This window comes from Ekhidna algicida (assembly GCF_051379705.1).
Classification (GTDB): Bacteria; Bacteroidota; Bacteroidia; order Cytophagales; family Cyclobacteriaceae; genus Ekhidna.
Genome location: NZ_CP179868.1, coordinates 1,965,318 through 1,976,463, shown reverse-complemented (window position 1 = coordinate 1,976,463; position 11,146 = coordinate 1,965,318). Strand labels below are relative to the sequence as shown.

Sequence of the window (11,146 nt, the reverse complement as noted above, 5' to 3'; positions counted from 1 at the left end):
ATCTAGATTTATAGATCTTTTTTGGTTTTTTATGGTTAAAAAAATAGGGCGGTGAGACTACTTAAATAACTGGTCGTAAAAATTAGACTAAGTGGGAGTAATTTCCAAAAAATCAGACTGTTATGGAACGAACTTTAGATGAAAGGCTCATTTTCTTTTTTGAATTTTTTTTAGAAGTCGAAAATTTGGTTTTTCTACTCAAAAAAGAGGATTTCACGCATATGTTTTCTACCTTTGCATGGAGTTACACTTAGAATACCGAAAAGAGGGGACAGCAGTCCCCTCTTTTTATTCATGGAATTGTGGAAGAAGAGAAAAAAATTCGAGATTTAGCTGAGAAGGCGATAATGGATTTTGATGACTTGTTTCTTGTTGACGTGAAGGTCAAGGGAGGTTCAGGAAATCAAAAAGTTTTGGTTTTTATCGATGGTGATGATGGGATCTCAATTGATCAGTGCAGTCAAATAAGTAGACAAGTAGGAAACGAAATAGAAGAAGAAGATTTTTTTGCTGGTAAGTATACCTTAGAAGTTTCTTCTCCAGGGTTAGATTTTCCAATAATACTTCATAGACAATATTTGAAAAATGTTGGACGAGAATTGGAGGTAGAAACTAACAACGGAGAAAGAGTTGAAGGGAAGTTATCGGAAGTAGATAAAGATGCGATTACATTGACTCAAAAAGGAGCAACTAAATCGTTAAAATTTGAAGAAATAAAGCAATCAAAAGTAAAAGTATCATTCAAGTAAGATGGAAGCGTCAGTATTAATTGATTCGTTTGCGGACTTTGCCAGAGGCAAAAACATTGACCGCCCAACAATGATCAGAATTCTGGAAGATGTATTCAGAACGATGATTCGTAAGAAATACGAAACCGATGACAACTTCGATATTGTAATCAATGCGGACAATGGAGATCTTGAAATCTGGAGGTTTAGAGAAATTGTGGATGACAATTCAGAAGATATTTGGGATCACGATAAAATCAGTTTTTCTGACGCCAGAAAGATTGAACCTGATTTTGAGATTGGAGAAGAAGTAGCAGAAGAGATCAAACTGGAAGATTTTGGAAGACGCGCTGTGATGACTGCTCGTCAAACTCTCATTCAGAAAATAAAAGATTTAGAAAAAGATATTCTTTTCCAGAAATACAAAGATTTGGTAGGAGAAATCATCCAAGGGGAAGTATATCAGGTTCTTGGGCGTGAAGTTTTGCTAACTGATGGAGAGGGTAACGAGCTTACAATTCCTAAAAGTGAGCAGATCCCAAAAGATCGTTACAGAAAAGGGGATGGGGTAAGAGCAATAGTTCATAGAGCTGAAATGGTAAATGGTAATCCTAAGATCATTCTTTCCAGAACATCACCTGTATTTCTTGAGAGATTATTTGAAGCCGAGGTTCCCGAAGTATACGATGGTTTGATTACGATTAAAAATGTAGTTAGGGAGCCTGGTGAGCGCGCAAAAGTTGCCGTAGAATCTTATGATGATCGCATAGACCCTGTTGGGGCATGCGTTGGAATGAAGGGTTCGAGAATCCATTCAATCGTTAGAGAGCTTCAGAACGAGAATATAGATGTAATCAATTTCACAGATAACCTTGAGCTCTATTTGGCTAGAGCCCTAAGCCCTGCTAAGATCACTAGCATGAAAATTAGTGAAGAGAAAGATCGTGTATCCGTGTATCTAAAGCCGGATCAAGTATCTTTGGCTATTGGAAAAGGTGGTCAAAATATCAAATTGGCAAGTAAATTAGTGGGTATGGAAATCGATGTTTTCAGAGAACTGGATGAAGCATCGGAGGAAGATGTAGATCTAGAAGAATTTACTGATGAGCTGGAAGATTGGGTTATTGATGAACTTAAGCGAGTTGGATTAGATACAGCCAAGAGTGTGCTTAAGCTCAGCACAGATGATTTGGTAAGAAGAACGGATTTAGAAGAAGAAACAGTACATGAGTTAATTCGAGTTCTCAGCCAGGAATTCGAATAGATTTATTTTTGAAAGGTTTATATGGCAGAATACAGATTAAGTCAAGTAGCTAGAAAGCTAAACGTAGGTAAGAATACTATCCTGGATTTCTTGAAAGAGAAAGGGCACGAGGTGGACTCAAACCCGAACTCTAAGATTCCCCAGGAGCAGTATGATATGCTTGCACGTGAGTTTGCTGATTCGGCTCATGATAAAGAAGAGGCATCTGAATTGACCATTGGAGGGAAAACAGATAACCTTGTCATAAATGCAGAGAAGGTTTCTGCTGAAGAAAAGAAAGAGGATGAGAGAATTCTGATAAAGGATAATGTTAATCCTGAGACTGAGCCTGAGAAGATTTCTGCAAAAACGAAATTAGACGGCCCAAAAGTAGTTGGTAGGATTGACCTTGATAAGAAGAAAAAAGAGGAACCTGTAAAAGCGGAGGAACCTGTTGAAGAAAAGGTAGAGGAGAAAGTAGAGGAGCCGAAAGCGAAGGAAACCCCTAAAGAAGAAACAAAAGAAGCCGTTCCTGAAGTAAAAAAGGAGGAACCAGCGAAAGTTGAAGAAGAAAAACCAGCAGCCAAAGAAGAAAAGCCTGAAAAGGAAGTTATCAAGGCAAAAGCGGATTCCCTAAGAGGTCTCAAAGTACTTGATAAAATTGAGCTGCCTAAGGACAAACCAAAGCCGGTGGCGTCTTCTGATTCTAATCAGGATAGGAAGAAACGTCCAAGGAAACGAATTCAGTCTGCTGGAGGTCCACCGCAGCGAGGTGGTGGTGGCGGTGGAAACCGAAACGATCGAGGAAGGAGTACCTCTGGAAGAAAAACAGAAGAACTTTCTGATAAGGAAATACAAGATAAGATTAAGGCCACACTTGCCAAGCTTAGCGGTGGAAGTGGTAAAGGGGGATCTCAAAGGTCTAAGTATAGAAAAGATAAACGGTCTGCTAAGGCGGAAGCTGAAGAAGAAAGACAGCTTCAGGCCGAGGAAGAATCAAAAACACTACATGTAACCGAATATATATCTGCTAATGACCTGGCGTCCCTGATGGACGTCACAGCTAATGATGTGATCTCAGCATGTATGTCTTTGGGAATGTTCGTTTCGATCAATCAAAGACTTGACGCTGAAACAATTACAGTAATTGCTGACGAATTTGGCTATGAGGTTGACTTCACAGAAGCCAAAGAAGAAACAGATATTGTTGAGGTAGAAGATGACGAAAGCAAGCTAGTTGACCGTGCTCCGATTGTGACAATAATGGGGCACGTAGATCATGGTAAAACATCATTACTGGATTACATTCGTGATTCGAAAGTAACTGAAGGAGAAGCAGGGGGAATCACGCAGCACATCGGTGCATATGATGTGATGACTGAAAGTGGCAAGAGAGTAGCATTTCTAGATACACCTGGTCACGAAGCATTTACAGCTATGAGAGCTAGGGGAGCCAAGATCACAGACGTAGCAATTATCGTAGTAGCGGCTGACGACTCTGTTATGCCACAAACAAAAGAAGCCATTAATCACGCACAAGTAGCTGGAGTGCCGATTGTAATCGCGATTAATAAAGTAGATAAGCCAAACGCTAATCCAGATAAAATCAAGGAGGATCTTTCTCAAATAAACATTCTTGTAGAAGACTGGGGTGGAAAATACCAATGTCAGCATGTATCTGCCAAGACAGGCGAAGGTATTGATGAACTGCTGGACAAAGTTCTACTTGAAGCTGAGTTACTTGAACTTAAAGCAAACCCTAATAAGGCAGCTACAGGGTCAGTAGTTGAGGCATCACTTGATAAAGGCCGTGGATATGTATCTACTATAATGGTTCAAGCTGGCACTTTGAAAGTTGGAGATGTACTACTTGCAGGACCGTATTTTGGTAAAGTGAAGGCCATGTTTGACCACAGAGGGCATAAACTAGAAAAAGCTGGACCGTCAACACCGGTACTAATGCTTGGACTGGATGGTGCTCCACAAGCAGGCGACAAGTTTAACGTCATGGAAAGTGACAGAGAAGCCCGAGAAGTTGCCAATAAGCGAGAACAAATTCTAAGAGAGCAGTCTATACGAACCAAAAAGCATATCACGCTAGATGAGATTGGTAGAAGGCTTGCGATCGGAAGCTTTAAAGAGCTTAATGTTATTGTCAAGGGTGATGTGGATGGTTCTATTGAGGCACTTGCAGATTCCTTGCTCAAGCTATCTACAGAGGAAGTTCAAGTAAATATTCTCCACAAGGCTGTAGGTCAAATCTCTGAGTCAGACGTATTGTTAGCTTCAGCTTCAGATGCGGTAATTGTTGGATTCCAGGTAAGACCTTCAGGCGGAGCATGGAAGCTCGCTGAGACCGAGGAAATTGAAATTAGATTGTACTCGATTATTTACGATGCAATTAATGATGTGAAAGATGCTATGGAAGGTATGCTTGAACCGACTAGTGAAGAAGTAATCACTGGAAATATTGAGGTGAGAGATGTATTTAAGATTTCCAAGGTTGGTACGGTAGCCGGATGCTATGTAACAGATGGACTCGTGAAACGATCCAACCAAGTACGATTGGTGCGTGATGGCATTGTAGTATATACTGGAGAAATCAATCAATTGAAGCGATTCAAGGAAGATGTTGCGGAAGTTAAGAACGGATATGAGTGTGGATTAAGTATTAAGAACTTCAATGACATTAAAGAAGGCGATATAATCGAAGGCTTTGAAGTGAAAGAAGTTAAACGGACTCTTTAATTCCAGTATAAACAATATTAAAATGCTTACCGCTTTGGTAGGCATTTTTCATATAGGGCAACATTGTTTCTAGAAATAGTACAATTCAAGTGTTAAGTTTTGAAAAAAACTAAACCTTCCGTCTATAATTTCGTTAATTTGTGGATTAAGATGCGGATCTTGAAAAATCACCAATACATATTATCTACTCTAGCATTGCTCATTTTTGTAAATATTGGGTATGCGAATACCACAGATAATAAGAATAAAGCGAACAGTCAGGAGCAAGAGCAGGAAGGTAGACGCAAGTCTGATCAGACAATGATTCGACCTGATGGTGAAACAGGAGCTCAGCAAATAGATCAGGATCAAGACATTGAAGAGGAGCCTGAAAGTGCAACTTCACGAAGTAGTCAAACGATATATAGCCCAATTGATAAGGTGGATTCAGTAAAAGAGGAAGAATCTGTCAGTAAGTACAACTTTATTTTTTACTTTCTTTACAAGTTCAAGTATGATGGAGAGGAATCTCCTTAAGAAGCTATCGACTGGTAGCTGTCAATGTCCTTTAGCGAAATAGTTCCTTCATAAAACGCTTTTCCAAAAATCACGCCGTAGAGACCTAAATCATGGAGCTTCTTTATGTCGTCCATGCCGCGAACTCCGCCACTGGCAAATATTGATAAGTCAGGAAATTCCTTCAAAAGTTTTTTATATAATTCAAAAGAAGGTCCTTCCATTGCACCATCCTTAGAAATATCTGTTGTTTTTAAGTATTTAAGGCCCCGATCATAGAAGTAGGTGATATGATCAAATAGATCTTTTGAGGTAGCCTTTTGCCAGCCACGAATTCTGATTTTCCCTTTAAGACTATCTGCCGCCAAAGCCACCTTTTCTCTTCCGTAAGACATCAGCCAGTTGGCAAACTGTTCTTGATTCGAAACAGCTATTGAGGCAGCTGTAATGCTTTCTGCACCATATTCAAATGCTTTCAATACATCTCCATCTGTATGCAAACCACCAGTAAAATTGATTTTGAGATCTGTGTAAGCTGATATCATATGTAAGATATCATAATTGACTGATGTGCCTTTTCTGGCTCCGTCCAGATCAATCAAATGAATCCGGGAAATACCATGGTCTTCAAATTGCTTTGCAACATCAATTGGTGTATTGTCATATACCTTTTCTCTTGAATAGTCTCCCTGAGTGAGGCGAATAGTTCTGCCTTCAATAACTGATATTGATGGTACAAGTATCATATAAAAAAATTAGATAGGTTCTTAGAATCGCTCTTTACTAAAGATACAAAATCCAAACCACATTTTAGTTAAGTAACCTCGACTAATTTGAATCCTTCACCGTGAATTGTTAATATCTTAAGACTGGGTTCATCTTGTAAGTATTTCCTAATCTTCGCAATATAAACATCCATACTTCGGGCATTAAAGTAGCTATCATCCTTCCAAATCTTCTTAAGCGCAATGCTTCTCTCAACGGTTCTATTTACATTCTCAAAAAAGATTTTTAGTAGTTCATTTTCCTTTGTGGTAAGGTTAATTTCTCTACTTGGAGTAATGAGTCTGTTTTCCTGATAATAATAGGTGAGATCAGCGATTTTAAAAGGATTAGGGAAGGGTTCTTCATCTTCATTTTTAGTAGACCTTTTCAGTATCGCTTGAATTCTTAATAGCAGTTCTTCCATGCTAAATGGCTTGGTCATGTAGTCATCGGCACCGATGGTGAAACCTTTAATAATGTCCTGCTTCATGGACTTGGCCGTAAGAAAAATGATTGGCGTTTCCTCATCGATTGTCCTAATTTCTTTGGCGAGTGTAAATCCATCCTTCTTCGGCATCATCAAGTCTAGGATGCACAAGTCATAGCTATCATTCTTAAAGGCAATACCTCCCTCCTCACCATCTCTCTTGAGTGTGGTTTCATAGCCCTTTAAGCTCAGGTATTCACTTAAAATTTCCCCGAGGTTTGGGTCATCTTCAACAATTAATAATTTAGGCTTCATTGGCTAGAGGTAATGTAATTGAAAATTTGCTTCCTTTTCCAGGCTCGCTATCCACATGAATGCTACCACCATGAGCTTCCACTATCCTTTGGACATAAGCCAGACCCAGCCCAAATCCTTTGACATTGTGAAGATCGCCTGTTGGGACTCGGTAAAATTTTTCAAATATGTGTTTCTGTTGCTCTCGAGACATACCTATTCCCTTATCATGAATAGATATCATGAAGTCTTCTTCATCCGAGGCTGTCCTAAGCGTAATGTTTGGCGCTTCTGGTGAATATTTGTTGGCATTGTCAAGGAGATTCAAGATGATGTTTGTTAAGTGCATCTCATCTCCATGTACAAGATCTTTTTCTGCTTTTTGAATCATGTTTAGTCTTCCCCCTCTCTGCTCAACTTGAATGGCAATATGATCAGCGGCGCTTTTAACCATATCACTCATTCGAAGGATCTCCTGTTTCAAGTTATAATCCTGTCGATCAATTGCGGCGATTTGCAGCACTTTTTCAACCTGATTTCCCAAGCGCTTATTTTCTTCTCCAATTACCTTGATATATTTAGTACGCAGGGCACTCTGCTCAATGTCCTTATCATTCAACGCCTCTACTGCCAGGGAGACTGTAGAAATTGGTGTCTTTAATTCATGCGTCATATTATTGATGAAATCATTCTTCATCTCTGATAATTTTTTTTGACGCACGATTGTACGTATGCTGTAACCAAAGCAAAATAGAATTACTAGTACAAGAAATCCTGAACTTGCCATAGCAGACCATACTTTACTGATCAGATAACCTTGCTTTCCTGGAAAGTCGATGGCAATCATCGTATCATTTCCATAAATATCATTTGGAAAGAGTGTAGCTCTGAGCTCACTTTTTTCTAATTCTTCCTGATTTTCTTTACTTGTCAGAAGTAGGAATCTTTGCTGATGCGGCTGAATGACACCATATTCAAAATCAATGTCGATTCCCTTTCTTTGAAGTTCATTTTTTAGAAGAGAATCAAGCTGCTCAGGATTGAATCTTGATGTTACGGATCTGTTCGGGCCCATTAAATCCCTTACTACATCAAATGTGAGTTCATATTTCCTTGAAACTTTTGCGAGTCTGTTTTCGAGTTGTTGGATTTTTACATCTCTTTCTTCAAGCATTTGCTCCATCGATTTACCAGGAGGTGGTGGCATTTCATCAAAGAAGAAATTTTCGGCAACACTTGAGAAGTTGACAACAAATTCAAACCCACCTTCATTAACAGTATCAGCAAAATAGAATACCTGCTGATTGCCTCGCTGTACGATTTTCACGTTCCCATTATGATCTTGGATAGATTCTTTTAACTCTTGGATACGCGACTTTTCGTCATCTTCATGGACACGTGCATTTAGGTAATTAAGCTTTTGTAGCGCTAGATAGGTTTCCTGTTTTTCAAGTTTGCTCGATACCGTATTGAGGGCATCAAGGACATCTTTTCTGAAGCGTTCGTCGTTGGCTGTAATTAAGGAATCGATCCAGTAAAGTTGGAATGCAATGAGCCCCATCATGGCAAGTCCCATGAGTCCAATTATCCACCTTAATGTCTTCCGCTGCATATCCCAAAAATACGATGAAGATGTGTCTGTAGTTCTTGTTTAACCTTTTTTAACAAGGATTAACGGCTGATTAACAGTACGATATGACACTGCTTCGTACTTTCGAATGGGTATTTAAAGTGACTAAAAACTCAAAAAAGGATATGAAAACAAAAGTGAAATTATTAACAACGGCTGCCTTAATGTTTCTAAGCGCAGCGACCAGTGCTCAATCCGAGGAGGAGGAGAGTAAAATTGTAATTGAAATTACAAAGGAAATAAATGGGGAAAAGAAGACCTTCAAAGGGGAGTACAACAGCACAGAAGAAATGCGAGCCGATCCTCAATACCAAGAATTTGCCGGGGAAGAACAGGAGTTTGATTTTTGGTTTGATGACGAAGAGGATAAGGATGTCTTTCTGCATTTAGATCAGCTTAGAAATCATCATGGATCAGCCTTTAAGTTTTTTCATAAAGGCGGTGATGAAGATGATAATCAATTTTTCTTCAAGCATTTCGATGGGGATTCCGTAAATAGCTTTTTTGATCTCAGCCTTGATGGAATGGATATTGAAGAATATCGTGAAAAATTGAATGAGTTGGGTATTGAAATGGAAATGCTTTTTGATAGAATGGATGACGATGAAGGTCAAAGAAGGCATGTCCGTTCGTTTGTAATCAAAAGAGTCAAAATCACAGATGTGGATAATGAATTTGGTAAAAAGGGAAAAGTTGACGAGAGCAATGTTCTTGATTTGGAAGATCTGGTTTTCTTTCCCAATCCATCTTCGAATGGTCGATTCAAGGTTAGGTTTCGGTTGCCTCAGGAAGGTGAGTTAAGTATTAAGGTTTCCAATCTAGAAGGAAAGGAAGTGTTCAGTAGATATTTTGAACGATTTGGTGGGACATATTCGGAAATGATTGACTTATCCGGCCAAAAGGATGGAATTTACCTAATGGAGATTGGACAGGGTAAAAAACGAGTTACAAAAAAAATAATCATTAACTAGGTAAGCTAAATTGATAATGAAGCCGATCAGAAATGGTCGGCTTTTTCACTTAATCTGCAATCTCTGTAGAACGGAAGTTGAACTTAATCCCGATGATATCCTGGAAGTCCATTCCGGTTTCTATCATATCTTCATCGTCTTCATCTGCATACCAGTTGATCGATATTTGTTTGCCACAATCTTGTAGTTTTTTCAGAACCTTGACAACAAGGTATATGCATCGAGCTGAACTTGTATTGAAATATACCATCTTGAAGTTGGCTTCAATTTTTGGTCTTTTTAATCGAGACATCAATACGATGGCTTTGATGAATGGATCATAAAATTCCATTGTATTTTCCGGACTGGAACGACCACTCAGCTCAATCTTTCCGGATCTATAATTGACAGAAGCATGAGGTGTTGTTTTGGTTGACTCGGTGATAAATAACGCTTTCATATTTTAAACTTTTACTCCAATAATTAACATATCATCTAGCTGTACATCTTTTCCCTGCCACTTTTCGATTTCGTCCTTGAGACGTTGTAATTGTTCGTTTGAATCTTCTTGGGCGATACTTTGCAGAAATGACTTAAACTGCTTTGAGGAATACTTCCGATCATTTGGCCCGCCAATCTGATCCTGAAAACCATCACTATAAATGAAAAAGGTATCGCCAGCCTTTAATTCTATTGAATGGTTCGTATACTTCTTATCTATTTTACCAAAATATGATCCGATTGGCATACGATCTGCCTTAATCTCAATAAGCTCATTATCCCTAAAAAGGCACAATGGATTGAATGCTCCTGCATATTCCAGCATGTTTGTTCTGTGATTTATGGTACACAATGCAATATCCATTCCATCTCGTTGAGCACTTTCTTGCCCTTGCTCCATTGTGTCGATGACTTCTTTCCGCATGGAATTTAAAATTTCGGCTGGTTGGGTCTTTTCTGGAGCAATCTTATTTAAGATGGTATTTCCAATCATACTCATAAATGCCCCTGGTACGCCATGACCTGTACAGTCTACAGCAGCAATGTAGGAAACATCATCCTCGTGCTTGAACCAATAGAAATCTCCACTAACGATATCTCTCGGACGATAAAAGACAAATGAATTTGGCAAATACTTCTTAATACTCTTGTCTGATGGAAGAATGGCTTCTTGGATTTTTTTGGCATACCTGATGCTTGAGGTTATGTCTTTATTCTTTGATTCAATGATTTTCTTTTGTTGGTTAAGAATCTTATTTGATTCTTTCAACGAGAGTCGTGAAATGATCTCGCGTTTTGTCAGGTTATAGCGTGTTTGAATCAGTATAATTGAGAATATCATTACGGTTCCTGTAAGCAGGCCTCCACTTGCTAATATCTCTTCCACACCCAGTGTACTGTTTCTAATAAGGAAATAGAAGTTGGAAGCGATTGAAATCACAACGACTATGATGGACCAGTAAATTCGCCAAAGGACCAGCATGCCAGCACCGATGAAGAGTGCGATATATGCCAAGGTGTGTTTTTGTAAGAGATCTGCATCCATCAAACTCCACATAAATGCATTCTGGATGGAGATCAAAAGAAAAGGAACAAAAATCAGAAAGTCAGCAGAAATATTGAGCGGTTTTCGAAATACCAGTATGATAGCGGTAAGTGATGACACGGCTAACCGGAAAATGAAAAACACCTCAAAATGATGATTAACATTTATGTAATCAGTGGCTCCAAAGATCAGGTTAAAAATTACAGCTACCCACGACCCTGCAATGTGGTATTTGACAGTAGTTTTCTTTAGCTCTTCCTCCCATTCGACTTCTGTGGCGCGCTGTTTTAGTAGTTTAGATTGACTCATGTAAGTCTGTA

10 protein-coding genes are annotated in these 11,146 nt (G+C 38.9%); 5 read left to right on the top strand and 5 right to left on the bottom strand.

Annotated elements, in window-relative coordinates; translation table 11 throughout:
- Positions 1–302: 302 nt before the first annotated feature.
- The 4 genes from rimP to ACL8WY_RS08645 all read left to right on the top strand — a co-directional run bounded on the left by rimP (position 303) and on the right by ACL8WY_RS08645 (position 5,235).
- Positions 303–749 carry a ribosome maturation factor RimP gene (gene rimP / locus ACL8WY_RS08660; RefSeq protein WP_436518042.1) on the top strand — a complete coding sequence of 149 codons (447 nt, stop codon included), beginning with the start codon at positions 303–305 and terminating at the stop codon, positions 747–749.
- A gap of 1 nt (position 750) precedes the next feature.
- On the top strand, positions 751–1,992 hold the full coding sequence (gene nusA, locus ACL8WY_RS08655; RefSeq protein ID WP_436518041.1) for a transcription termination factor NusA: 1,242 nt from the start codon (positions 751–753) through the stop codon (positions 1,990–1,992).
- 21 nt (positions 1,993–2,013) lie between these two features.
- Positions 2,014–4,719, top strand: a complete 2,706-nt coding sequence (gene infB, locus ACL8WY_RS08650) for a translation initiation factor IF-2 (RefSeq protein ID WP_436518040.1) — start codon at positions 2,014–2,016, stop codon at positions 4,717–4,719.
- Positions 4,720–4,869: 150 nt separating this feature from the next.
- The gene (locus ACL8WY_RS08645) at positions 4,870–5,235 is read left to right on the top strand and encodes a hypothetical protein (protein ID WP_436518039.1); all 366 of its coding nucleotides are present in this window, start codon (positions 4,870–4,872) and stop codon (positions 5,233–5,235) included.
- On the opposite strand, the gene ACL8WY_RS08640 is transcribed toward ACL8WY_RS08645, so the two are convergent.
- The 3 genes from ACL8WY_RS08640 to ACL8WY_RS08630 all read right to left on the bottom strand — a co-directional run bounded on the left by ACL8WY_RS08640 (position 5,232) and on the right by ACL8WY_RS08630 (position 8,312).
- A complete protein-coding gene (locus tag ACL8WY_RS08640; RefSeq protein WP_436518038.1) occupies positions 5,232–5,960 on the bottom strand; it encodes a HisA/HisF-related TIM barrel protein in 729 nt (242 codons plus the stop codon). The two genes, ACL8WY_RS08645 and ACL8WY_RS08640, sit on opposite strands and share 4 nt — an antisense overlap.
- A gap of 68 nt (positions 5,961–6,028) precedes the next feature.
- Positions 6,029–6,721 (bottom strand): response regulator transcription factor, encoded by a 693-nt coding sequence (locus tag ACL8WY_RS08635; RefSeq protein WP_436518037.1) that lies wholly within the window; start codon positions 6,719–6,721, stop codon positions 6,029–6,031.
- Entirely contained in the window at positions 6,711–8,312 is a 1,602-nt protein-coding gene (locus ACL8WY_RS08630) for a sensor histidine kinase (RefSeq protein WP_436518036.1), read from the bottom strand. Before ACL8WY_RS08630 ends, ACL8WY_RS08635 begins: the two co-directional genes overlap by 11 nt.
- Before the next feature lie 83 nt (positions 8,313–8,395).
- Between ACL8WY_RS08630 and ACL8WY_RS08625 the strand changes: the two genes are divergently transcribed.
- Positions 8,396–9,301 (top strand): T9SS type A sorting domain-containing protein, encoded by a 906-nt coding sequence (locus ACL8WY_RS08625; RefSeq protein WP_436518035.1) that lies wholly within the window; start codon positions 8,396–8,398, stop codon positions 9,299–9,301.
- A 49-nt stretch (positions 9,302–9,350) separates the two neighbouring features.
- On the opposite strand, the gene ACL8WY_RS08620 is transcribed toward ACL8WY_RS08625, so the two are convergent.
- Together ACL8WY_RS08620 and ACL8WY_RS08615 are read right to left on the bottom strand one after the other, a co-directional pair.
- A complete protein-coding gene (locus ACL8WY_RS08620; protein ID WP_436518034.1) occupies positions 9,351–9,740 on the bottom strand; it encodes a DUF1987 domain-containing protein in 390 nt (129 codons plus the stop codon).
- Positions 9,741–9,743: 3 nt separating this feature from the next.
- A complete protein-coding gene (locus tag ACL8WY_RS08615; protein WP_436518033.1) occupies positions 9,744–11,135 on the bottom strand; it encodes a PP2C family protein-serine/threonine phosphatase in 1,392 nt (463 codons plus the stop codon).
- Between the last annotated feature and the right edge of the window lie 11 nt (positions 11,136–11,146).